Annotated in this window: 22 protein-coding genes; 13 read left to right on the top strand and 9 right to left on the bottom strand. The window is 57.4% G+C overall.

Annotated features, from left to right (window positions below; genetic code table 11):
* Nucleotide 1 precedes the first annotated feature (1 nt).
* The 5 genes from PZA18_RS06510 to PZA18_RS06490 are packed head-to-tail and all read left to right on the top strand — an operon-like array spanning nt 2 to nt 6846.
* A complete protein-coding gene (locus tag PZA18_RS06510) occupies nt 2-1435 on the top strand; it encodes an AAA family ATPase (RefSeq protein ID WP_284099997.1) in 1434 nt (477 codons plus the stop codon).
* Entirely contained in the window at nt 1432-2001 is a 570-nt protein-coding gene (locus tag PZA18_RS06505) for a hypothetical protein (RefSeq protein WP_284099996.1), read from the top strand. Before PZA18_RS06510 ends, PZA18_RS06505 begins: the two co-directional genes overlap by 4 nt.
* Nucleotides 1998-4817: a BPTD_3080 family restriction endonuclease gene (locus tag PZA18_RS06500; protein WP_284099995.1), complete on the top strand. Its 2820-nt coding sequence runs from the start codon at nt 1998-2000 to the stop codon at nt 4815-4817. The genes PZA18_RS06505 and PZA18_RS06500 overlap by 4 nt, the downstream gene beginning before the upstream one ends.
* Before the next feature lie 54 nt (nt 4818-4871).
* On the top strand, nt 4872-5906 hold the full coding sequence (locus tag PZA18_RS06495) for an aldo/keto reductase (protein ID WP_284099994.1): 1035 nt from the start codon (nt 4872-4874) through the stop codon (nt 5904-5906).
* Nucleotides 5907-5928: 22 nt separating this feature from the next.
* Complete coding sequence (locus PZA18_RS06490) at nt 5929-6846, top strand: pyridoxal-phosphate dependent enzyme (protein ID WP_284099993.1); 918 nt, start codon at nt 5929-5931, stop codon at nt 6844-6846.
* A gap of 30 nt (nt 6847-6876) precedes the next feature.
* On the opposite strand, the gene PZA18_RS06485 is transcribed toward PZA18_RS06490, so the two are convergent.
* Together PZA18_RS06485 and PZA18_RS06480 are read right to left on the bottom strand one after the other, a co-directional pair.
* Nucleotides 6877-7581 (bottom strand): DUF6445 family protein, encoded by a 705-nt coding sequence (locus PZA18_RS06485; RefSeq protein WP_284099992.1) that lies wholly within the window; start codon nt 7579-7581, stop codon nt 6877-6879.
* Nucleotides 7582-7720: 139 nt separating this feature from the next.
* Nucleotides 7721-8626, bottom strand: coding sequence for an AraC family transcriptional regulator (locus PZA18_RS06480; protein ID WP_284099991.1), 906 nt, complete (start codon nt 8624-8626; stop codon nt 7721-7723).
* Nucleotides 8627-9098: 472 nt separating this feature from the next.
* Here PZA18_RS06480 and PZA18_RS06475 point away from each other — a divergent pair, with 472 nt between their 5' ends.
* Nucleotides 9099-10187 (top strand): metallophosphoesterase, encoded by a 1089-nt coding sequence (locus PZA18_RS06475; protein ID WP_284099990.1) that lies wholly within the window; start codon nt 9099-9101, stop codon nt 10185-10187.
* 87 nt (nt 10188-10274) lie between these two features.
* Here the strand turns inward: PZA18_RS06475 and PZA18_RS06470 are convergent, their stop codons facing one another.
* Nucleotides 10275-11315, bottom strand: coding sequence for a S66 peptidase family protein (locus PZA18_RS06470; protein ID WP_284099989.1), 1041 nt, complete (start codon nt 11313-11315; stop codon nt 10275-10277).
* Between the two features lie 2 nt (nt 11316-11317).
* Nucleotides 11318-11848, bottom strand: a complete 531-nt coding sequence (locus tag PZA18_RS06465) for a gamma carbonic anhydrase family protein (protein WP_284099987.1) — start codon at nt 11846-11848, stop codon at nt 11318-11320.
* 580 nt (nt 11849-12428) lie between these two features.
* Between PZA18_RS06465 and PZA18_RS06460 the strand changes: the two genes are divergently transcribed.
* On the top strand, nt 12429-14483 hold the full coding sequence (locus PZA18_RS06460; RefSeq protein WP_284099986.1) for a M3 family metallopeptidase: 2055 nt from the start codon (nt 12429-12431) through the stop codon (nt 14481-14483).
* A 103-nt stretch (nt 14484-14586) separates the two neighbouring features.
* Here PZA18_RS06460 and PZA18_RS06455 read toward each other — a convergent pair whose 3' ends face one another.
* Complete coding sequence (locus PZA18_RS06455; RefSeq protein WP_284099985.1) at nt 14587-16680, bottom strand: autotransporter outer membrane beta-barrel domain-containing protein; 2094 nt, start codon at nt 16678-16680, stop codon at nt 14587-14589.
* A gap of 382 nt (nt 16681-17062) precedes the next feature.
* Between PZA18_RS06455 and PZA18_RS06450 the strand changes: the two genes are divergently transcribed.
* Nucleotides 17063-18241 (top strand): BaiN/RdsA family NAD(P)/FAD-dependent oxidoreductase, encoded by a 1179-nt coding sequence (locus tag PZA18_RS06450; protein WP_284099983.1) that lies wholly within the window; start codon nt 17063-17065, stop codon nt 18239-18241.
* A 114-nt stretch (nt 18242-18355) separates the two neighbouring features.
* On the opposite strand, the gene PZA18_RS06445 is transcribed toward PZA18_RS06450, so the two are convergent.
* The 4 genes from PZA18_RS06445 to PZA18_RS06430 form a co-directional block, all read right to left on the bottom strand.
* Nucleotides 18356-18730: a hypothetical protein gene (locus PZA18_RS06445; RefSeq protein ID WP_284099982.1), complete on the bottom strand. Its 375-nt coding sequence runs from the start codon at nt 18728-18730 to the stop codon at nt 18356-18358.
* Between the two features lie 312 nt (nt 18731-19042).
* Entirely contained in the window at nt 19043-19537 is a 495-nt protein-coding gene (rraA, locus tag PZA18_RS06440; protein ID WP_284099981.1) for a ribonuclease E activity regulator RraA, read from the bottom strand.
* Nucleotides 19538-19675: 138 nt separating this feature from the next.
* Nucleotides 19676-20482 carry a 4-hydroxy-tetrahydrodipicolinate reductase gene (dapB, locus tag PZA18_RS06435; RefSeq protein ID WP_284099980.1) on the bottom strand — a complete coding sequence of 269 codons (807 nt, stop codon included), beginning with the start codon at nt 20480-20482 and terminating at the stop codon, nt 19676-19678.
* 2 nt (nt 20483-20484) lie between these two features.
* Nucleotides 20485-20865 carry an outer membrane protein assembly factor BamE gene (locus PZA18_RS06430; protein WP_284099979.1) on the bottom strand — a complete coding sequence of 127 codons (381 nt, stop codon included), beginning with the start codon at nt 20863-20865 and terminating at the stop codon, nt 20485-20487.
* A gap of 116 nt (nt 20866-20981) precedes the next feature.
* On the opposite strand from PZA18_RS06430, the gene fur reads away from it, so the two are divergent.
* The 5 genes from fur (at nt 20982) to PZA18_RS06405 (ending at nt 24508) form a co-directional block, all read left to right on the top strand.
* Nucleotides 20982-21434, top strand: coding sequence for a ferric iron uptake transcriptional regulator (gene fur, locus PZA18_RS06425; protein ID WP_284099978.1), 453 nt, complete (start codon nt 20982-20984; stop codon nt 21432-21434).
* A gap of 7 nt (nt 21435-21441) precedes the next feature.
* Complete coding sequence (aat, locus tag PZA18_RS06420) at nt 21442-22164, top strand: leucyl/phenylalanyl-tRNA--protein transferase (RefSeq protein WP_284099977.1); 723 nt, start codon at nt 21442-21444, stop codon at nt 22162-22164.
* Nucleotides 22161-22892, top strand: coding sequence for an arginyltransferase (locus PZA18_RS06415; RefSeq protein WP_284099976.1), 732 nt, complete (start codon nt 22161-22163; stop codon nt 22890-22892). Before aat ends, PZA18_RS06415 begins: the two co-directional genes overlap by 4 nt.
* Nucleotides 22893-22922: 30 nt before the next feature.
* The gene (locus PZA18_RS06410) at nt 22923-23819 is read left to right on the top strand and encodes a hypothetical protein (protein WP_284099975.1); all 897 of its coding nucleotides are present in this window, start codon (nt 22923-22925) and stop codon (nt 23817-23819) included.
* Between the two features lie 167 nt (nt 23820-23986).
* The gene (locus PZA18_RS06405; RefSeq protein ID WP_284099974.1) at nt 23987-24508 is read left to right on the top strand and encodes a glycine zipper 2TM domain-containing protein; all 522 of its coding nucleotides are present in this window, start codon (nt 23987-23989) and stop codon (nt 24506-24508) included.
* Nucleotides 24509-24531: the final 23 nt, after the last annotated feature.

Genomic DNA, 24531 nt, shown 5'->3' with positions numbered 1-24531 from the left:
TATGAATACCTCTCGTCGTGAAGCCCTCACTTTTGAGCTGAAGCATATTGGCTGTATCAAGGCGGGGCGTTTTACCGTGAAACCGCTTACCTTGCTGTGCGGCCCCAATAACTCGGGCAAAACCTGGGCCATGTACAGCCTTTATGGGTTCTTGAGCCAATCGGGCGACATTGCCGCTTCCCCACGCAGCCTGGAACGGCTTGGGCTGTCTGAATTCGTTGAGCAGGTGACGAATCAAGGCATTGCCGAGCTAGACCTGAAAAGCTGGTTTGATAGCTATTTTGATGCACTGAAATCAGCCAGCAACAAATATAGCGCCTCACGGTTGCCAGACATATTTCGGGCAGACAGCGGAATATTCGCCCGAAGCGAATTCAACTGGGACAGTGACAAAACCGCCCTGATTGACTCGGCGATTCAAAGACCACTCCGAGGTGCGTTGAAACTGGGCAAGGACAGCAAAGAGTTTTTACGGGTCGAAAAGGAAGCAAACTCGCCGATGCTCAAGCTGATCGTCCTGGACCCGGAGTTCCCGGACGTTGGCAGATTCATTCTCGATTTCATACTTCGGCATTTACTGGAAGGCACCAAGCTGCATCAGCCTTTCTTGTTACCTGCTGAGCGAAATGGCTTACATCTGTTTTTCCGGGAATTAAGTAATCGCCGCACCGCCTTGTTACACCATGCAAGCAAAGAAAAAATCGACCTGCAATCGCTGATGCAGGACATTATCAGGTCGCGTTATGCCGAGCCGATTGCCGACTATATTGACTGGCTCAACGACTTGACCTCGGCGAAGAAAAGAAAGGATGGGCCTTTCCACGCCTTGGCAGAAGACCTTAAGAAGCAGCTGGTTGGTGGTCGATACGAGGTAGACCCTCTAGGCAATATCTCTTTTACCCCACGCAAACAGGGGCGAGGCAAAGAGGCCGAGGCGCCGCCAAAACTTGATCTGCACCTGACCTCTTCTACCGTAAAGAGCCTGTTCGGCCTGTGGTTCTATCTGGAACACCAAGCCGAAAAAGGTCATGTTTTGATGATCGACGAACCCGAGCTAAACCTGCACCCCGCCAATCAAAGAGCGATCGCCCGTATCCTGGCCAGGCTGGTCAACGCGGGCTTGAATATGGTGATCAGCACGCATAGTGATTATCTGGTACGTGAGCTGAATGCTTTGATCATGCTGTCACGCGAGCATCCCGAACGGGAGCGCTTGATGAAGCTCGGAAACTATCAAGCTGACGAGCTGCTCTCGCCCGACCAGGTAGGCGCCTATCTTTTTGACAACAACACCATCTCGCCCATGCACGTTGAGCAGGACGAGGGCGTCATTGCCGAAACCTTTGACGAAGAGATCGTCAAGCTCAACGACATCGGTAATGAAATCTATTACACCTATGCGGATGCCGAGGCCAAAGATGAGGCCGACACATGACGCTGATTGAAGCTTTGGAGCAAGTGATTGACTCGTGCTGGAAACTTGAACGGGTTGGTAGCGAATGGCTCATGCAAGAACCCAACTCAACACACAGCGAACTGCGCATTACTGCAGGAAAGTCATTCGGCTTTAGTTTGGATAAGTCCGGTAACAATGCTTTCCCGCTGTTCAAGCAAAATTCGCCTTTGGAGGGCATGAACAAGAAATGCGACGGGATCATCGTTACTGAAAGCGGGCAACGAACCGATGTCATTCTGATTGAGATGAAAGCAGGAAAAAACGCCGCCAAAGAGGCGGCCAAACAGATCGAGAGTGCCAATCTGCTGATTCAATGGCTACTGGGCCTTCTGGACTTATACGAACACTTTACTGGCCAGGTCACGGTAATAGGGGTAGTGAGCCTAAAACCACGCAAAACGCCCAATCGCGGCACAACCAAACTGAGTAGCGGGGAAATTCCAAAACCGGGGAAAAGCCCATCAGGCATACCACTATTCGTACTTCAAAATCACCCCAAACTTAAAACCCGTGAGTTATTGAAACACTTGGAACCGGCAGCATGAATTCCCTGATTATCAACTCGCCTTACGACTGCCCCACCCAGTATTGGGACCAGGATAACAACGGCGGCAAGCTGGCCTTGCGGGCTGGCCGCCGCCCAGCAGGCTATGAGCTGTACGACACCCGCAACAACACCCGCCGTGTGGTACCACTGGAGATGGTGAACCAGATTCGCCAGCGGGTGGATGACTGGCGCGCAGCCGGCTACCCCGGTATTACCGGCATGACCCGCCAGCTGCTGGAGCATTGGCAGGCACGCGGCGACTGGGTGGGCGAGGACCGCCGCTGGCTGGGCGGCCCACGCATCAATCCGTTTTACTTTTGCCAGCTGGAGGCCATCGAAACGCTGATCTGGTGGGTGGAAGGCTCGGCCGACTTCAAGCAGGGTATTTTCCTGCAGGGCGATGGCGGCGCCTGGGAACGTCTATGCAGCAAAATGGCCACAGGTTCGGGCAAGACGGTGGTGATGGCGATGCTCATCACCTGGCAGGTACTGAACGCCGTGAGCTATCCCAAGGACAAGCGGTTTTCCAAAGCCATTTTTATTGTGGCACCGGGCCTCACCGTGAAAAGCCGCTTGCAGGTGCTGACGCCGGGCAATGAGAAAAACAGCTACGACGATTTTCAGCTCTGTCCTAACGAAGCCCTGCGCAGCCGGCTGAACCAGGCCGAGATCCTGATCGAAAACTGGCACGCGCTGATGCCCTTGAAAGAGCCAGACCGCTCGGTAGTCAAAAAGGGCAAAGAGAGCGACGAAGCGTTTACCCGCCGTGTGCTGGGTAAGCTGGCCAGCTACAAAGATCTGGTAGTGATCAACGATGAGGCCCACCACGCTTATCGACAAAAGGCCGAGCTGAAGATCAGCGCCAAGCAGGCCGAAGAATTCGGAATTGATCTGGATGAAGCCACCCGCTGGATTGAAGGGTTAGACCGCATCCACAAAACCCGCCGCATTCGCCGCTGTTTTGACCTCTCGGCAACCCCGTTTGCACCAACTGGCAAAACCAATACCGAAGCCGGACTGTTTGCATGGGTGATTTCCGACTTCGGCCTGAACGATGCCATCGAGGCCGGCTTGGTGAAGACACCACGCATTGTGGTGCGCGACGATGCGCTGGCCAATGCCAAGAGCTACAAGAGCAAGCTCTACCACCTCTATCGCGAAGATGAGGTAAAGGAAGATCTGAACCGTAAAGCGCTAGCCGAAGAGCCGCTGCCTGATCTGGTGCAAAAGGCGTATGCCATCTTGGCGTATGACTGGCATGAAACCGCCAAAGCTTGGGCCAGCAGCGGGCACAGCATCCCCCCAGTGATGTTGACGGTGTGCAACCGCACCGAAACGGCGGCCCGTCTGGAGCGCTTTTTCAATAGCGGTGATTGCCTGATTCAGGCCACACAAATCCCCGAGCGAACCCTGCGCGTCGATTCGCGCGTGCTGGAGAAAGCCGAGCGCGGCGAGACAATTACCAAAGACAAGGACTACGCCGCGAGGCTTGAATCGGTGATTCGCGCCAGTGGTCTGCCCTGTGACCGGATTGAACAGCTTTTGGAATTGAAGCAGGAAGAACAATTGCGTGAGCTGGTCGATACGGTAGGCAAGCGCGGTAAAGCCGGCCAGTACATGCAAAACGTGATTTCGGTGGCCATGCTGTCAGAAGGCTGGGATGCCGCCAATGTGACCCACATCATGGGTTTGCGCGCTTTTACCAGCCAGTTGTTATGCGAACAGGTGATTGGACGTGGCTTGCGCCGGGTGGCGCACGATATGGATGAGAACGGCTTGTTCCTGCCCGAATATGTGAATGTATTTGGTGTGCCGCTCTCGATTTTTCAGGATGTGGGCGACGAAGGCGTCGCCCCGCCACCGCCCAAGGCCAGCGTGCGGGTAGAGGTGGAACCTGGCCGCAATGAGTTTGAAATTCGCTGGCCAAACATCCTGCGCATTGAAAACGTGCTGCAAAGACGCTTGGTGATGGATTGGGAGAAAGTGCCGTCACTGAGGTTAGACCCGATGCAAACGCCGCTGAGCGCTGAGATTGCCCCTTCGCTGACCGGCGCCGCCAATCTTGGCATGGCATCGGCCATCGACCTCGAAAAGGCCACCGAAGACTTCCGCTTGCAAAACCTGATTTTTCGCGCAGCCCGAAAACTGTATCTGCAAAATGCCAGCAGCTTTGGCGGTGATAAACAGTATCTTGCGGTGCAGCTGATTCGCTTGGTTGAGGACTTTCTGGCTAGCGACAAGCTGGAAATTCCGAGCCAGTGGCATCAGGATGAAACCCGCCGTCGGCTGCTGTTTGCGCTGAACATGGATATTGTGGTGGGCCATGTGAGCCGCCATGTGATTGAGCAGAACCAGGAAAAATTGGCCGCAGTGTTTGATGAGTCCCAACCCATTGGTGCAACTTCGCAAATGCGCCCGTGGCTGACAACCAAACCGTGCGAACCCACCATCAAGTCGCAGATTTCTCATGTTGTTTATGACAGCGTATGGGAAAAAGCCGTTGTGGATTGCTGCGAAAAGCACGCAGAGGTGCTGAGCTGGGCCAAGAACGACCATCTGGACTTCACCGTCCACTATTTGTGGCGTGGTGCAGTGCGAAACTTTGTACCGGATTATCTGATCCGGCTAGGTAATGGCAAAACACTGGTTCTGGAAATCAAGGGGCAAGATAGCGAGCAGAACCGCGCCAAGCGCGACGCCATGCAAACCTGGGTCCGCGCGGTCAATGAGCAGGGCGGTTTTGGGCAATGGTGCTTCGATGTGGTGTTTGAACCAGCAAAAATCCGAGACTGTATTGCCTTGTATGCTCAGTGAGACTTCAAAAATCTGACCTTGCCCCCATCCAGAAAACCCACATCAGGAGCCCCCATGCGTATGCAGCAACTTGGTCGTAGCGAGCTGGTCGTCTCGGCGCTATGCCTTGGCACCATGACCTACGGTGAGCAGAACACCGAAGCCCAAGCCCATGATCAGCTGGATTTTGCAGTTGAGCGCGGCGTCAATTTCATCGATACCGCCGAGATGTATCCGATTCCCGCCCGCGCCCAGACCCAGGGACTGACGGAAAGCTATATCGGCAGCTGGTTGGCCCAGCAACCCCGGCACAAGCTTATTCTGGCCACCAAGATTGCCGGCCCGAATCGCGGAATGGCCTGGATACGCGACCCGCTCGCACTCACTGGCGAGCAGATGACTATCGCACTGGAAGCCAGCCTGCGCCGTCTGCAAACCGATTATGTCGATCTGTATCAGATTCATTGGCCTGCCCGCAAAGTGCCAATGTTTGGCGAAACCCGATTCGACCCCACCGATGCCCCGGCGACACCGTCGATCCATTCCCAGCTTGAAGGGCTGGCCAGATTGGTCGAAGCCGGCAAGGTGCGTTATATCGGCGTTTCCAACGAAACCCCCTGGGGCGTCGCGGAGTTCTGCCGCGTTGCCGATCAGTATGGGCTGCCGCGCATTGTCAGCATCCAGAACGCCTATAGCCTGATCAACCGCAGCTTTGAATCTGGGCTGGCCGAAATGGCGCATCGGGAAGCCGTTCCGCTGCTCGCCTACAGCCCACTCGCCTTCGGCCTGCTATCCGGCAAATACCTGAGCAACCCGGAAACACCGGGCCGGCTCAGTCAATACCCGATGTTTGGCGGCCGTTACCGCAAGACGAACACGGCCCCTGCGGTAGCCGACTATGTCGCCCTGGCCCGGCAACGTGGTTTGAGCCCGGCACAGCTGGCCTTGGCGTTTGTTGCCAGTCGCCATTTCGTCGGCAGCACCATTATTGGCGCGACGAATCTTGACCAGCTGGCCGAAAATATTGGGGCCTTGCAAGTCCCCCTCGACGAGGCAACGCTGAGTGCCATCGACGCCATTCATGAGCGCTACCCCAATCCCGCGCCCTGAGACACACCGCACAGGAAACCCCATGTCGCTACATATCAACACGCCGCTCATCGCCTCAACCTCGCTATCGGCGCGAACAGGCCGTGAAGTCTGGCTCAAACTCGACGCCTTGCAACCGGCCGGCTCGTTCAAGATCCGTGGCGTGGGGCTGGCCTGTCAGACTTATCAGGAACGCGGCGCCCGGCGCTTTGTGTCATCGTCCGGCGGCAATGCCGGGCTGGCGGTGGCGTATGCAGGGCGACAGCTGGGCGTCCCTGTCACGGTGGTGGTGCCGCAGACCACTACCGAACGGGCAAAATCGTTGATTGCCGCCGAAGGGGCGCAAGTGCAGGTCCACGGTGCCAGCTGGGTCGAAGCCAATGCCCATGCCCAGTCTTTGCTGGATGCGCAGAGCGCCTTTATCCATCCCTTCGATGACCCGCTACTTTGGCAAGGCCATGCCAGTCTGGTGGATGAGGTCGCCGCTGCGGGCCTCCAGCCCGATCTGATCGTGCTATCGGTTGGCGGGGGTGGTCTGCTGTGCGGGGTGCTGGCTGGGCTGGCGCGCAACGGCTGGTCGGACATCCCGGTCCTCGCCATGGAAACGATGGGAGCCGATTCCCTGGCCCAGGCACTAGCGACCCGGTCGCACGTCACCTTGCCTGCCATCCGCAGCATTGCCACTTCGCTAGGTGCCCGGCAGGTGTGCCGGCAAGCGTTCGAGCAGTCTCAGCGCCTGCCGGTGCGCAGTGCAGTGGTCGATGACCGTGCCGCCGTAGAAGCCGCCCTCGCCTTTGCCGATGACCATCGTGTCATCGTCGAGCCTGCCTGTGGCGCCGCACTGGCGGCGGTCTACCAGAATCTGGCAGCACTGGAAGCGGCGCAACGGGTACTGGTTGTGGTGTGTGGGGGCGTTGGCGCCAGCCATGCCCAGCTGGTGGCGTGGCAACAGTCGCTGTAAGGCGCTGTTCGAAACAGAACTGCGGGATGGCTATTCCGCCATCCAGAAAAACACCGTCGTCAGCCGTCGCTCCCGTTCGGCTTCCCCGAAGTAAGCCGTAGCGCTATGTACCAGATTGGCCTTGTAGAGCAGCAAGCGGTTGAAGACATTCTTGATGCGCAGCTCTTCGTGCCAAGCTTGCGGTGGCAACTTGCTGACACCCAGGGCATCGACCAGATTGCGGTAAGGCGCGGGCACCAGATTGCCGCCAATGGCGCCATTGGGGTAACGCAGCCGATAAAAACTGGTCCCGCTATCCGCCGGAGGATCGGGATGTAGATAGATCACTGCCGCATAGCGGCACAGGTCGCGGCTATCCGTGTGGGGACGCGGCCCGCTGTCCTTGCCGCCGACCAGCTGTGCCACGTTGCAATCCACGCGTGCGCCAACACCCGCCTGCTCTACCCACAGCCGGCGGCTGCCCGTCACCTGCTTGACCCATTCCTCCAGCCCGCCAAGTTCCTCGGGCGTCAGGACATCATGGAAACGCCAACCCGGCCATTTTTCGGGGCGGTACGGCAAGCCATACTCCCAGCGGTCGTGATTGAAGCAACGCTCGACCACTTCCTGCGGGTTAGGCAAGGCATTTTCAAGTATCCAGAAATTCTGGCCGAGCCTTGGCGGCTCATAGGGCAGCTTGGGGGCAACGGCGGGAATGGGTGGCAGAGGTGTCGAGGGAAACGGCATTGGCTGCATGGCAGGGCTCCGTTGACAGGGCTTTTTCGGATCGCGTGTCGCCGGATTCGGCACTCCAGAAATGCCGACATGACTGCATGACGATCTTGCCAACAAACGCCGCGATTCACTCCAGTCTAGCGCTGGCTTGGCAATGTCTCTATTGACCACTCGGACAAGCAGGCAATTCCACTCGGCCAGCCTTTTCCGCACGCCAGCGTTCCGGGGCCAGCCCCACTTCGCGCCGGAAAAACTTATTGAAATTGGTCGGCTCACTAAAACCCAGGCTGTAGGCAATCTGCTTGACCGTCAGGTCGGTATGCACCAATCGCCGCTGCGCTTCGAGAGCAATGCGGTGGTCGATATCCTGCTTGATGGACTGGCCGGCAATTGCCTGGACAGCCCGGTTCAAGGTCTTGTCTGAACAACTCAGGCAACCAGCGTAGTAGCTGACCCGCCGCTCCCCCTCACCCGCCAGCAGGCTTTCATCCAGCAGATGCCGATACGCACGGTAGAGCGGGTAGTAGTGGTGAGCCAGCAAGGGCGAAAGCCTGCCAGCAGCATGCCGAGCCGCCAACAGCAGCAAGGTTTCCAGCCGGCGCACGGCAATGCCGGCCAGGAACGCATCTGGTCGCCGCTCCAGCTCGGCTGTCAGCAGGCGGATTTCATCCGCCAGTGCCGTAAATCCCTCGGCAGACAAGGTCATCACCGGAGAGAGCTGGGCTTGCTCGAAAATGGCCACAGGCTGCACCCCGGCCAGCCCTGCGGATAAAAAGTCCGGCCGGATCGGCAACAGCCAGGCATCCAGCCCGCTTCCCAGCCGGAATTGCTGCACCTGCCCTGGCGACACCAAGACCAGACTGCCGACAGTAACCTGATATTCGCTGAAATCAACGGTATGCCAGCCCTCGCCGTGATCGAACAGCAGCAGCTGATAAAAATTCAGGCGGTGCGGCCGGCTCAGCTGCATCTCGCCACCGTCGTGGCAGATGCGGGAAATGCGCAGCACCTCAACTCCCGTGGCATCGGGCAGACGTGGCTGGTATTCAACACGAGGGATCGCCAAAGCTTGCTCCTAGGCTCTGTTGAGGCTTTGTTTCCGGTCGCACCGGGTCGCTTTCCGTCGAAACACGATCCGTAGAAATGAGTCAACTGTGCTTAGCCCGTTACAATCGCAGCATCCCCAAGCAGCATCAAACCGATGCGGAGCCTGTTTTGGATAAGCCATTCGATTCATATGTGCCCATTTCAATTCTAGGTTCTGTTGACGTAAGGTTTGCAGATCGCGTTTCGCCGGAAGACGGCCTGGAACGAGGCGCAGGGCGCGCCGCTTAGTGGGCTAAGCAAGCGATTTTTAACGCGGCAGCAGGCCCAAATCCGGCGAAACCCTCCGGGCCGGGTCGATTTTTGGAGCATGGCGTCGTTAGGGGTCGTTTATTTAGCTCGCTAAACTGCACTCACCCTGCCTCGCCATGCCCCAAAACTCGGCCCGGCGCGACCGGAAACAAAACGTCAACAGAGCCTGACCAACGATAACGATGAAACGATTACATTTTTTGTGCATAAGCCTGCTGGCTGGCAATGCTCTGGCCAATCCGGTCAACGATGGCCCCTATGTTTTCCACAACAACGAAGGGGCCACCGCACATTGGCTATGCGCGGGCGACCGCATCATCGAGCGGATTGCAACCGATCGTCAGATGAAGGTGCCATGTGGCGACATCAAGCCCACAACACTGTATGCCGATCTGCCGGAAGGCGTGGATGAGGCGGCCCAGCCCGAGCGCTGGGCCGCCATTTCGGACATGCATGGCCAGTACGACCTGACCGTACAACTGCTCAAAGCTCAAGGCATCATCGACAGCCAGCTCAATTGGGCCTATGGGCGGGGGGTGTTGGTCATCCCTGGCGATATTTTTGACCGGGGTGACAAAGTCAACGAGCTGCTGTGGCTGGTATACCGCCTGGAGCAACAGGCCAGACAGGCGGGCGGCGCAGTCCACTTTCTGCTCGGCAACCATGAATACATGGTCATGCAAGGCGATCTGCGCTACATCAACCCCACCTATCAACGTGCCAGCAGCTGGCTCGGCCGTCGCTACGACCAGCTCTACGGCCCGGATAGCGAGATGGGGCGCTGGCTACGACGCAAAGCGACGGTGCTGAAGCTGGGCGACACCTTGTTTGTACATGGTGGGCTAGCCCGCTGGGTCAGCGCACAAGATACCAATCTGAGCAGCATCAACCGCCGCTATCGCGAAACTCTGGACTGGCCTACCCCACAACGCCGCGACACCCCGGACGTGAAGCGCCTGTACTCAGGCACGGAAAGCCCGATCTGGCATCGTGGCTACATTGATTCACCCCGCGCCGCCATGAGTGATGTCGAAGCCGTGCTCCGTCGCTATGGCGCCCAGCGGATTGTGGTGGGACATACTACGTTGAAGCAGATCAAGTCGCTTTACCAAGGCAAGGTGATCGGGATTGACTGCGGTATCAAGAATGGCGAATCCGCGCAGTTGCTGCGTTGGGAAAACCATCAGTTGTCTGTGGGCGATCAGCACGGTAGCCGCACGCTACTGCCTGCCGGCAAGGATGACGGCAGCACCGAGCTTGAGAAGGATTGAACCGCCCCATCCGGCGGAAAAGGAAACGGGCACCTGCCTGCAACAGGTGCCCGTTTCGATTTTGACCGCCGCATTCGGTGCGTGGGCTCAGCTTGCCAGCATCGGCTCCAGCAGCATCAACTCCACCAGCTCTGTCGCCTCGACGCGCAGACGACAGCCCAAGGCGAGAGCCAGCATGGGGTGGGTATGGCCGCAATCGAAATCGGTGACTACCGGTATCGGGCGCGAGCCGATGATTTCCAGCAACAGATCATTGCTGTCAAACGGCGCCTGTTCGCTATCGGGAAACTCGATCTTGCTGAAAATCACCGCTGCAGCATTATCAAAAACCCCCATCAGCTCCAGCTGGCGCAAATTACGCTCCAGCCGCGAATACGGGCCCGCCATCTCTTCAAGCAGCACAATCTTGCCAGTCAGGTTCGGAAAGTATGCGGTGCCAGCCAGGGCACAGGCCGTGTTGAGATTCAGCGGAACCGCCTCGGCTTCGACAATTCCGGGCCGCAGAGTGCGCCAGCCGGGTTGGCTGCGCCAGATGCGCTGGGCTGGATCGCGCGCTTCAGGCACAGTCCAGCGCGGTGCCTCACGGCTCCAGCATTCAGGCTCAAACAAGCGGCGAGGTCCGGCAACATGGCGCTGCACGGCATCAAGAAAAGACTGATTGCTGTACTCAAACCCATCCGGCCATTCGCCAAAGGTCGGAATCACCGCCGGGCCATACAGGCTGGAAAGCCCTGCCTGGGTATACAGCGCCATGTGCAAGGCCGTGACATCGCTGTAACCAATAAACCACTTCGGATTGGCGCGAATCGCCGCAAAGTCGAGGTAGGGCAGCAAGCTGGATGAATTGGCGCCACCAATCGTGGTCATGATGGCGTCAACCTCCGGCCGCAGAAACAGGGCCATCAATTCCTCGGCGCGCTGGCGGGGCGTCCCCGTGCGATACCCCTGCTGCTGGCCGGAAGCAACCAGATCGCCTTCGACGACCTTGAAACCCAGCCGTCGCAGATTAGCCAGGCCCTTCTGATAGCGCTCATGGCAGCTGACATGCGTGGGTGCAGACGGCGCCGTAACACCGATGCAAGCACCGGGGGCCAGTCGCCGGGGTTTGATCAGGGGAAGCGTTGGCATCTTCAACCGCCTTTGTACTGGTTCATCAGGCGGATATAGTGCTGGGCCGAATAGCTGAAATGCGCCAGCTCTTCATCGGTCAGCTTGCGAACTTCCTTGACCGGCCGCCCCAGATACAAATAACCCGACTTCAACACCTTGCCCGGGGGCACCAGACTACCCGCCCCGACCATGACTTGCGGTTCAATGATGGCGCGGTCCAGGACAATGGTGCCAATGCCGATCAGGCATTCATCCCCGATCGTGCAACCGTGTAACACCACGGAATGGCCAATGGTCACACGATCGCCAATAATCAGCGGCGCCCCCTCGGGATCGGACTCGCGCCGATGCGAGACATGAAGCATGCAGAGATCCTGCACATTGCTGTCTGCACCGATGCGGATGTAATTGACATCCCCCCGTACCACGGCCATCGGCCAGATCGAGCTGTTGGCGCCGATCACCACATCACCGATCACCTGCGCCGACTCATGCACATAAGCGCTGTCATCCACTTTGGGCTGTGTGCCCGCAAATAAACTGATTGCCATAGGGTAATCCCGTATCGTTTAGAATCTGTCTGTTTAGAATCTGTTTGTGATTGCCATATAGGCTCTGTTGACGTTTCGGAGCAGACACTTTCCCACCAGGCATCTTCCAGCCCGCAAATTGGTGGTTAGAGGCTTGGAAACCCCAAAGGCGGCAGCATATAAAGCCGCGAAGACCCTCGATTCTGTCGACGTTAGGTTTGCCGTCGCGCCGGATCGAGTTTTGGGGCAGGGCTATACCCGCAAGGGGTAGGCCGTGGCCGGTAAGGGGCTAAAGCCCCAACCACCACGCACGGCAGGGTAAGCGTGGTTTAGCGGGCTAAACAAGCGAACCCTAACAACGCCCTGCCCCAAAAATCGACTCCGGCCTTGCGTGGCTGTTGCCGCGTAGCGGCTTACAGCCACGGCATCCTCCTGGCGGGGACGGAGGGTTTCGCCGGAAAATGGCCTGGCCCGGTGTTGCAGAACGCTTGCATAGAATGCTATGCGGAGCGTTCTGCGCCTTGTTCCAGGCCGTTTTCCGGTGAAACGCGGCTGCAAACCTAACATCAACAGAACCCAAAGTTTAACCTAGGATACCCAGATGCCCAGTCAGACCAACCCATTACTCGACTTTTCCGATCTCAATCGCTTTGGCGAAATTCTGCCGGAGCACGTCACCCCCGCCATCGAACAATTGCTGGCACAAGCCCGGGCCACCATTGCGGAGGTGGAAAAGCTCAGCAACCCAACTTGGGCCAATTTTGTTGAACCGCAAGATACCGTGCTCGACCAGCTCGGCCGCGCCTGGGGCGCCGTCAACCATTTGAACGCAACGGTGAACACCCCGGAGTTGCGTGAGGCTTATAACACCAATCTGCCGAAGATCACCCAGTTTCACACCGAGCTCGGTCAGAATCTCGCCTTGTTTGAACGCTACAAGCAACTTGCCGCCAGCCCCGAGTTTGCCAGCATGAGCCCGGCTCGCAAGAAAGTCATCGAGAACGAGCTGCGCGACTTCCGTCTCTCCGGCGCAGAATTGCCCGATGCCCAGAAGCAGCGGTTCGCAGAAATTCAAGAAGAACTATCCAGCCTTTCCGCCAAATTCGAGCAGAACCTACTCGATGCGACAGATAGCTATGGTCGTTTCATTGAGGACGTTGCCGAGCTGGCCGGGCTGCCGGCTGACAAGCTGACCGCCGCACGCGATGCCGCCGAGCGGGATAGCAAACCCGGCTACAAGCTCACCCTGCATATGCCCAGCTATCTGGCTGTGCAGCAATACGCCGAAAACCGGGCATTGCGTGAAGAAATTTACCGCGCCTACTCCACCCGCGCCGCCGAGTTCGGCCCAGAAGCCCTCAACAACACACCCGTCATTGAGCGCATTCTGCAATTGAAAGCAGAAATGGCACCGCTGGTTGGCTTTGAAACGTTTGCCGACTACTCGCTGGCCACCAAAATGGCCGAATCACCCGCCCAGGTGGTGCAATTCCTGCGCGATCTGGCCAGCCGCGCCAAGCCTTTTGCCCTGCAGGACCGTGCCGCGCTGGAAGCATTCGCCAAGACTGAGCTGGGTCTGGACAAGCTGGAGCCTTGGGATGTGGCCTTTGTCTCGGACAAGCTGCAACAGGCCCGTTACAGCTTCTCCGAACAGGAGGTGCGCCAGTACTTTACCGAGCCGAAAGTACTGGCCGGGCTGTTTGGCGTAATCGAATCGCTGTATTCGCTCAAGGTTTCGCCCGATACCGCTCCGGTCTGGCATTCCGATGTGGGCTTCTACAAGCTGACCGACCGTTCGGGCAAGCTGGTCGGGCAGTTCTATCTCGACCTCTATGCGCGCCAAGGCAAGCGCGGTGGCGCCTGGATGGATGATTGCCGCAACCGCCGCCGTATCGGTGACAAGGTTCAGACCCCGGTCGTCTACCTGACCTGCAATTTCTCCGGCCCGGTCGATGGCAAACCGGCCCTGTTCACTCACAGCGAAATCACCACGCTGTTCCATGAATTCGGTCACGGCCTGCACCAGTTGCTGACGGAGGTCGATGAACTGTCTGTGGCCGGCATCAACGGCGTGGAGTGGGATGCCGTCGAGCTACCCAGCCAGTTCATGGAAAATTTCTGCTGGGAATGGGATGTCGTCAGCCATATGAGCCAGCACGTTGAGACTGGCGAAACACTGCCGCGTGCCTTGTTCGACCGGATGCTGGCCGCCAAGAACTATCTGTGCGGCATGTTTACGGTTCGGCAGATCGAGTTTTCGATGTTCGACATGCTACTGCATAGCCGCCAGACCCCCGCTACTTACGCCGAGCTGATGGGGCTACTGGATGAAGTGCGCCGCGAAGTCGCCGTTATTCAACCACCTGCCTATAACCGTTTCCCGAATAGCTTTGGCCACATCTTTGCGGGTGGCTACAGTGCGGGCTACTTCAGCTACAAGTGGGCCGAGGTGCTGTCTGCGGATGCCTATGGCCTGTTTGAAGAAGAGGCCTCAAAGCAGTCGGCAGCGAATACGCTGGACCCTGCTGTCGGTGAACGCTTCCGGAAAGAAGTGCTGGCTGTTGGTGGCAGTCGGCCAGCGCTGGATAGCTTCCGTGCCTTCCGTGGCCGCGAGCCATCCATCGACGCCCTGCTGCGTCACAACGGCATGATCTGACAACGCACGCATCAAAAAAACAAAAGCCGCTATTACAGCGGCTTTTGTTTTTGATGTGCCTGCAGAAGCACCAGGCCAGCGCAAGCCGGCCGGCGCCGCTGGATCAGAACGTTCCGCGCAGACCAATGGAGTAGTTGCGGCGACGCTCGTCCGACAAGCCTGTGGTATGGGTGTACTGCACATACCCACCCCATGACTTGCCCAAGGCGAAGTTGGTGCCCAGGCTCAGCGTGGCGTAGCTGTTGTCCGGGGTGTACACCGGGGTTTCGAAGTAGGAGGACTGGCTGACCAGACCGGCGCGCAGCTTGCGGTCGCTATCCTTGCTGTCGTGGTAGAACATCACCGAAGCAAACGGCTTCACCTGCTCGAAATCGGCAGCAACCTTCCAGCCGGCAGACCACAGCATAGCGTCGATTTCCTGCTCGTCGAACTTCATGGTGGTGCTGTTCGGTACACCTGCCGCGTTGTTGCGTTCGGCATACGCACCGACCTTGGACTTGCGCCAGGCGAAACCGAGTGTCGGGCCAGTGGTGATGTTGCCAAAGTGCAGATCGTAGCCACCGTTTACCCGCATCGTGATCTGACTACCCGAGGTATCGCCCATTTCGATGCGATTCAGGTTACCCAGCACCACATTGCGTTCGATCTGGTTATAACGGGTCGAACCAAAGCCCATATCGCCGTTAATCGACAGATCGCCCATACGGAAGCCACCGAAGAAGGTCAGCAGATAATCACGCGCTTCGAAACGACCACGCCCCATGGAGAAATCGGTCGTGCCGTAGATATAGGTCATGGCCAGACCGGTGGTGATCTTGTCATTGAGCTGATAATCCACACCCACAGTCACGCCACGGTTGCGACCATCGCTCTTGTAGGAGTCAACTGTTTCTTTTTGATCGTTCGAGGTGTAGCCATAGTTGGCAAAGACGCCAATTTCACCAGCTTTGTGTGGCTCGTCCAGACGCGCATCCAGAGCCTGGCGCTGCATGGCAGGGGTAATCGCCTGAATGCTCGGGAGCTGGGATGCAAACATCGGGGCATCCAGAACCGAGGCCATGTATTGCGCCAATACGGCGTGAGTAGCCGGTGTCGGATGGCGATCATCCGCAAACAGATAGGTCTTCGACTTGTCGAAATCAGGCTGGGTATCGTTGCAGACCAGCGAGCTGAAGCCGCTAGACAGGCCACAGGCCATGCCGCTGGTGTTGTCGATGCCAAACGCCTTCGGATTGGCAATGACTTCGTTCAGCAAAGCCGTGGAGTTAATCTGGATAACGTCGCCAACCTGAGTCAGCCCGGCATTCAGCACCGTGTTATAGAGGCTCGTCAGTTGGGCAGTACCGCCCTTGATCGTGGCGTAAGTGCTGGTAAAGGTGCTAACCGGCAGGAGTGCTGCAGCCGTATCTTTCGGAACGCCACCTTGCATCAACGCACCAACGAAGACAGCCTGAGCACCTGCCAATGCTTCGTCGGCAGTTTTGCCAGCGTTCAGCAAGCTACGCGCGGTATCAACAGCCTTGGCGTTGACCGTTGCAGCACTGGCAGCAAAGGCCGGATTCTTGGCCGCCAGCTGCTGGCTGATCGCACCAATGGTCGAGAGCAGAACCGAAGGGGTCTGCGACAGATCGGGCAGGTTGACCACGGCAACATATTTGGCTCCCTTGGCCTTGAGGATGCCAACCTGCTTGACGGTGCTGGCAGCCGCTTCGGTGATCATGGCCTGACCCACTGCCGAACCCTTGGTTGCCGACTCTGTCAGCGCAGCGGGAATATCATTGCCTCCAATGAAAACGGTATAAAGCGCGTTCGGGTCTAACACACCAGCCTTGGCAGTCAGATGATCTGTCACTTGCGTCGGCAGATCGCGGATATTGCCGAATGGCTGGGAATTGGTGACTTCCACGGCACGTGCGCCACCCTGGGCATAGTTATTGCCCGCGCCGAGCTTGGGGTTATCCTTGTTGGTCGGGGTCAGTGTTACGCCGTACTTCTTGGCAATCAGCGAAGCGTAAATATCGGCATCGTTGACGGTCCAGCGTGCGCCTGCCGGCAGCGGGCCAAGGCCACCAAAGGCTCCCGTATCAGTCAGGCTATCGCCAAAGAACACGGTATTGGAATACTGCACGGCAAATGCGCTCTGTGACAGCGCAGCTACGACGGCAAGGCCCAGAAGTTTCTTGGTGTGACGAATCATTGGATGTCCGCTCCGATTTACAATTAGCGTCTTTATAGAGAAGAGAACCACACCGGATAGCCGGCATGACCGCCTGCAGCGACCCGGTTCCAAACCAATCTTTATTTGAGGATGGAAGCCCAGTTCTGCCCAGGCTTTGCTGACACTTTCACGCGGTCGCGTTTCACCGGAGGAAGTGTCAACCGCGCTTGGATTCTTGTGTAAAAACTCGAATCACCCGGCAGAACCTGTTACGTACCGAGTGATGCAAGCCCGTTTCAGACCAGCTCGTGGTACGCCGCCAACAGCAGCGGATCGCGCTGTGGCGCGGTTTATCGCGCCGTCACTATAACCAGTTTCGAGTATTCATACTAGGCGCCAGACTCTAAGCACTAAGCAATTTATGACCACAGAAATCGACGTAGTAATCATTGGCGCCGGCGCGGCAGGCATGATGTGCGCCGCAACAGCCGCGCAGCGTGGCCGGGGTGTCGTACTCATCGACCATGCCACCGTATTGGCGGAAAAAATCCGCATTTCCGGTGGCGGTCGTTGTAATTTCACCAACATCAACGCCCGTCCCGAGTGCTATCTGTCGCAAAATCCCCACTTCAGCCGGTCCGCCCTGGCGCAATACAGCCAGCGAGATTTCATTGGCCTGGTTGAACGTTATGGCATTGGTTACCACGAGAAAAAACTCGGCCAGCTGTTTTGCGATGACAGCGCCCAGAACATCATCGACATGCTGAAAACCGAGTGCGACCAGGCAGGCGTGCAATGGCGCATGGGCACCTCCATCGGAGCAATCAGCCACGATGGCACGGCTTATCAAGTCCGGACCAGTCGTGAGCACTGGCGTTGTGCTTCGCTGGTGGTAGCCTGCGGCGGGTTGTCCATCCCTCCTATTGGCGCAACCGGACTGGGCTACGACATCGCTCGCCAGTTCGACCTGGCCATTGTGCCGACGGCCCCGGCCTTGGTGCCGCTAAGCTTCGACCCAAAAGATCTGTTTGCTGATTTGTCGGGGATATCTCTGGATGTGAGCGTGCAATTGGCCGAGGGAAAAGCCCCCGCCTTCCGTGAAAACGTGCTGCTGACCCACAAGGGCGTATCAGGGCCTGCCATCTTGCAGATTTCGTCTTACTGGAACCCAGGTGACACGCTACAGTTCGACTTGCTGCCCGATCACGACGCAGGCCAGCTGCTGGAGGAAGCCGCACGTAGCGAACAACTGCTCGGCAATGTACTGAGCAGCTGGCTGCCAAAACGCTTTGCCACCGCATTTTGCGAGGCAAACTTTGCCAATAAGCCCCTGAAGCAATACACCCCCAAGGAACGTGCAGAAATTGCCGCCCGGCTGCATGACTGGCGAGTCAAACCGAATGGATCGGTGGGCTACAAAAAGGCGGAAGTGACGCGAGGCGGGGTTGATACACGCGCCTTGTCGTCGAAAACCATGATGGCAAATCGCCAGCCTGGTCTGTACTTCATCGGCGAAGTAACCGATGTCACAGGCTGGCTGGGTGGCTACAACTTTCAATGGGCCTGGTCATCAGGCGTGGTCGCGGGGTGGAATTGTTGAAATGACAGGGCAGCAACAAGGGCTCGCGCCAATGCGCTCCTGAAAACAAAGCCGGCCGATTCACCCTGGGCAAATCGGCCGGCAATCTCGGAAAAACTTGATGGCTGCAGCTTCTTAATGCCCGCCGTGCCCCAATTTTTCCAACTCCAGTTTCTGGGCATCCTTCAGCATCTGCGCAACGATTTTTTCCCGCTCATCGTTGGTTTTCACCTCCAGCAATTTGCTGAAGGACTTGCTGGGCAATACCCGATACCGACGCCGTTCCTTGTTGAGATTGAGTTGGCGCCAGCCAATCATGCTCAACCATTGCCATACATCCTCCGGCATCGGATTCAGAATTTTCATCGCCACTTCACCTCGTGCAATGGTTGCACCAGGCATCGGGCGAGGCCCTGCAGGTGGACGTCTGCGTTTGACGCGCACACCAAACAGCGAGCGCATGCGATCGTGCAAGCGGAGTTCTATCTTGCCAAATTCACTTAAGTTCATGAGCCCTCCTTCCCGAAAAAACTGCAAATTATGCACATGGAATTGTTTCAGTTCAATTCATTCTTAACATTACTTAAAGGTAAAGGTGCATAATCGAGACACGCAAGTCGCACTGCAACAAAAAACAGACAAAGTTCATCAGATCAGCAACATAGCGTTTTTCCAGTCAGCAAATGACGACCTATCCATCCGGCCAGGTCGGCAGACTTGTAAAACATCGTCATGAATTCTTACCAGTTGCTTGCAAAAATCATCCTGAAACCGTGAATGCAGCGGCCACGTGCGACCACTGCACTCCGATGCCTTCGCCACTCAGTTGGCTGCGGTCAGCTTGAGCGCTTGCCGGGAAACGATAATGCCATCCTCATCTGCGTACAGGAACTCGCCCGGCACGAAATCCACCCCTGCAAATGTCACCACCAGATTCGTGTCACCAGCGCCTTTCTTTCGGCTTTTTAGAGGATGGGTGTTCAAGGCACGCACACCAATATCGAGTGCGCCAATGGCCACCGAATCACGAATGCAACCGTAAATCACCACACCTTCCCAGCCGTTTTGCACCGCCAGCGCGGCGATCAAGTCCCCCATCAAGGCACAACGGAGACTGCCCCCTCCATCCACCACCAGCACCTTGCCTTTTCCAGGTTGCGACAGGGCGTCCCTTACCAGTACGTTGTCTTCATGCACCTTGATCGTTGCAATCTCGCCACAAAAGCGCTTACGTCCACCATAGATAGCGAACATCGGCTGTGCAACCCTCACCAGCTCGGCATTGGCATCGCATAGGTCTGTGGTTAAAAAGCTCATTCTGGTTCCCCTTGTTTGGATGGACACGACAAAGTTGGTGCGGTTGGTTCAAAGCCACCCGCCATCAGCACTGGAGTGGACAAAAAAAGAGGGCGCCAAAGCGCCCCTGTCTTGCTGCATGCGATATATCGCGCCGGATCAGCGCAACCCCAGGACATCCTGCATATCGTACAAGCCCGCAGGCTGTGCCGTAAGCCAGCGTGCGGCACGCAGGGCCCCTTGGGCAAAGGTACTGCGACTGGACGCCTTGTGAGTGATTTCCACGCGCTCGCCAGTCCCCATGAACATAACCGTATGGTCACCGACGACATCGCCGCCACGCACGGTAGCAAAGCCAATGGTGGAGGGGTCCCGCTCCCCGGTGACGCCTTCACGGCCATACACCGCACATTCCTCCAGTGAACGACCCAAGGCATCGGCAACCACCTCCCCCATGCGCAAAGCGGTGCCGGACGGGGCATCCACCTTGTGACGATGGTGGGCCTCGACGATCTCGATGTCGTAGCCTTCTGCCAGTACTTTGGCAGCCATTTCCAGCAGTTTGAAGGTCAGATTGACGCCAACGCTCATGTTTGGAGCAAATACCACCCCGATCTGTTTACCCGCATCGGTCAGCTGCTGTTTCTGCTCTTCGCAGAAACCTGTGGTACCAATCACCATATTCACCCCAAGCTGACGACAAACTGCCAGATGGGCCAGGGTACCTTCCGGGCGGGTAAAGTCGATCAGCACGTCCGCCTCTTGCAGTGCGGCAACCACGTCGGACGAAATGCTGACGCCTGTGACCCGCCCAAGAAACTGCCCCGCATCGACTCCTAATGAAGGCGCGCCATCTCTATCGAGCGCCGCTACCAGGCGACAGCCCTGTGTCGCCAGCACGGTCTCGATCAGCACTTTGCCCATCCGGCCCGAAGTACCGGCAATTGCGACACGCAAATCGGCCATGATCAGCCCCCTGCCTTGGCAGCTTCTGGCGTCGTACCGCCAGGCGCAGGAATCACGGTCACGTTTCGGGCAGGCAGTGTATCGCCCCCCATTCCGACCAACCGGTCACCATCGAAGAGGACGTGGTAGCGCTTTTGCTCGCTCACTTTGCCGCCCTTGCTTTCATAGAACACATAGTCCCAGCGATTGCCGTGGAAAGCATCCTGCAGCAGGGGGCTACCCAGCACAAAACGAACCTGTGAACGGGTCATGCCAAGCTTCAGTTTGGCGGTCTGGTCTGCAGTAATCGGGGTGCCTTGTGGAATATCGAGCTTGTAAGGCGTGAGGAACGAGCAGCCAGTCAGGCAGGCAGCGAGAGCGAGGGCAAATGCAGGTTTGATCATTGGAACAGGAATGGGGGGGTTGATTTGTGATACCGGCCTTCAGGCAAGGTGTGCCGTGCGGCGGGTAACGAAACGCTTTATCATACCCACAACATACTTTCCACACCACAATGCCCATGAGCAAAGCCAGCGACCTAAAAGATATCGGACTCAAGGCAACCGGACCCCGCCTCAAAATCCTCAATCTGTTTGAAAACAGTAACGAGCGTCATCTGACAGCCGAAGATGTCTATCGTTTACTTCTGGCCGAACAGGAAGACATTGGACTCGCAACGGTTTACCGGGTTCTGACGCAGTTTGAACAAGCCAATCTGTTGGTGCGTCACCACTTCGAAAGCGGCAAGGCGGTATATGAACTGAACAAGGGTAGTCATCACGACCATCTGGTTTGCGTCCGTTGCGGCAAGGTCGAGGAATTCTGCGATCCCGAAATTGAAGCGCGACAGGAAGCCATTGCTGCCGCCCACAATTTCAAGATCGAAGAGCACGAGATGTATCTGTACGGCGTCTGTGGCGAGTGCCAACTCAAGACAGACATCAAAGGCAAATCCGCGACCTCCCACTCCTGAGTCTGCAATGATCCCGTGGCTTGGCCGGCGTCCGGCCTTCCCCCCCCTGTCGCAAGCGTTGATTGAGCCAAACGGCTTGCTGGCCGCCGGTGGGGCTCTCAGCCCTGAATGGATACTGGCGGCATACAAGCACGGTATTTTTCCATGGTTCAATGAGGGTGACCCGATCCTGTGGTGGAGCCCGAACCCTAGAATGGTCCTGTATCCGAACGAGCTGAAAGTCTCGCGCTCGTTGGCCAAGACCCTGCGCAACAAAGCCTATACCATCCGCTTCGATACCGCGTTCCGCGAGGTGATGCAGGCCTGCTCAGCCACTCCTCGACGCGGTCAGGATGGCACCTGGATCGGCCCCGCCATCATTGACGGTTACTGCGCCCTGCACGCACTCGGATACGCCCATTCCGCCGAATGCTGGATCGAAGGCAAGCTGGTAGGGGGCCTCTACGGTATCGCCATCGGTCGCATGTTCTATGGTGAATCTATGTTCGCCCATCAAAGCGATGCCTCCAAACTGGCATTCGTGCATTTGGTACGTTGGCTTGAGAGCAGAAATTTCGGGCTGATTGACTGTCAGATGAAGACGGAGCATCTGGCCTCGCTGGGCGGCCGACAGATTGATCGCGATCTGTTTTTGCAGAATCTGACCCGACTGATCGCCGAGGGCGAGCCTCCCCAGCGCTGGCAATACGACGTGACGGTTGGCGCAAGCCTAGCGGAGCCTAAGCCATGAGCCACCCCTATGACCACAAAACGGTGCGCATCCAGTTTTATGCCACAGCACCTTACCCCTGTTCTTATCTGGACGACCACCAGGCCCGCTCGCAGGTTGCCATTCCCAGCGAGTTGATCGACGGCTTCGTTTACAGCCAGCTAGTGCGCAATGGCTTCCGACGTAGCGGGCTCTTCACCTATCGTCCCTATTGCGACAATTGCAGAGCCTGCGTGCCCGTACGCCTGCCGGTGCGCGACTTCACGCCATCCCGCACACAACGGCGGATCTGGCGACGACAGGAAGGGCTTTCGGTCACCCTGGAGCCCCTGCGCTTCGACGAAGCACATTACGAGATGTACCGGCGGTATCAGGAATCACGCCATGCTGGCGGCGGCATGGATGAGGACAGCCGGGAGCAATATGAGAACTTCATTCTGAAGAGCAACGTAGACAGCTTTCTCGCCGTATTCCACGACAATGGCCAGCTGCGTATGGTCAGCCTGATTGATCGGCTGACTGACGGCCTTTCATCGGTTTACACCTTCTTCGACCCCGACTACCCGCAAGCAAGTTATGGCGTTTATAACGTGCTATGGCAAATCAACCATGCCAAGGCACTTGGCCTCTCGCATCTATATCTGGGTTACTGGATCGAGGCCTGTCGCAAGATGTCATATAAAACACAGTACCGCCCCATTGAGGTACTGACCGAGCAAGGCTGGCGACGTCTCGCAGATGCGGCCTGAAGCCACTACGCCATTCCAAGGAAGCATGGCTTGGTAACACTGCAGCCTAAAGACATCCGGCACTTACTTGTTTTACTGGCCGATCTCGAATCCGGCACCACCCGTCAGTGGTGGTTCCTCGAAATTGCCGCTGCACAGTTTCCTGCAGACTCCAACGCTGGCCGGTCGTCGCCGTCTCGCTTGGTAAGCCTTCTGACGCGAATGCTGCCGATGCTGGGCATCCGGAACAGCCTGCCGGTCCTGACCATACTGGGTATCCCTGGCTTGTCGGTGTATCGCCCCCCTCGGCATCTGCCAGATACCCTGCAAACCAGTCTGCACGCTATTGACGCCGCCCGCCTGCCTTGCCTGGCGATACTTGCCTTGCTGACAGGGATGAACAGCCTGTTAGCGACTCAGCAACTGGCGGTATGGCTCATTGCGCTATTCACAGCGATCACGCTGGGATGGCGTACACATTGGCAGCTGAAAGCCGCCCTGACGCCAGACCAACAAGCCAACCAGCCAGTACGCGAAGACCTGCCAGATCTGGAAATGACGCTTGGCCTGACGGGATTACTGGCCTCGCATGGCTATTCCCTGAGTGAAGCGCAATCACTGGCCACAGCACTGAGAACCCATCCCGATACGGCACTGACCGAGCCACTCGCAAACTGCCTGCAACTGAGGCCCGTACCACCCGTTGCAACGGCTGCTCGTGGCTGGCTAGCCGCAGTGTTGGGGATGGTCTGTTGCATCGTTATCGGGCTACCTTTCCTGATCAGCCAAGGCAAGCTGCAGCTGCCTGCTGCACTCCTCATCAACCTGTTGCTCTGCTACGCCACGACAGCAGGCAATCAGATGAAACTTGTTCAGCGACTGATCGTCACACTCTTAGTCGCAGCAGGCTGTTATGGCTTTGCTTGGCTTTTGCGTAGCTATTCATAGCCGTTCGCGAAATGGCTTTACTCATCAATGGCGCCAAGCCCAGAAGCCGGCCCCGCAACACAAAGGCCGTCAATTTTACCTAAAGCCATTGGGGGAACCGTTCAGTTCCGGTTAAGCACCAAGCGCCTACGATGCACCTATCAACCCAGCAATTAGGAGTTCCAAATATGAAAACCGCCCGCATTCTTCTCGCTACCGCCGCACTGGTCGCAGTCGGACAGGCCAGCGCCTCCGACTTCTCCGACTACGCTCGTGTCCGCAGTGCGACCCCTGAATACGAGCGAGTCAATCAGCCTCGCCAGGAGTGCTCGATTGAGCAAGTACAAGTCGAGCCCCGTCGCGTTGAATCCGGGCGCAATGTCGGTGGCGCAATCATCGGTGGTATCGCTGGCGCTCTGATCGGCAACCAAGTCGGACAAGGTCATGGCCGTGAAGCGGCCACGGCAGCCGGAGCCGTTGCAGGCGCCCTGATCGGCGACCGCGTTGAAAACCGTGATGGCAGCACCACGGTGTACGAAGAGCCTCGCTCACGTGAAGTGCGTCGTTGCCGTCAGGTTGACAACTGGCAGAGCCGTATCACCGGTTATCGCGTTGAATACGAATACGCCGGCCGTCGTTACACAACGATTATGCCGAACGACCCCGGCCGCGAATTGCGCGTAAGGGTTTCGGTTGAGCCCCAGCAATGATATGAATCCGGCTTTGGCGGTAA

It is taken from the genome of Parachitinimonas caeni (genome assembly GCF_030129945.1).
Taxonomy (GTDB): domain Bacteria; phylum Pseudomonadota; class Gammaproteobacteria; order Burkholderiales; family Chitinimonadaceae; genus Parachitinimonas; species Parachitinimonas caeni.
Note: the sequence above shows the minus strand (reverse complement) of the source record. Positions and strands in the feature narration are given on the sequence as shown.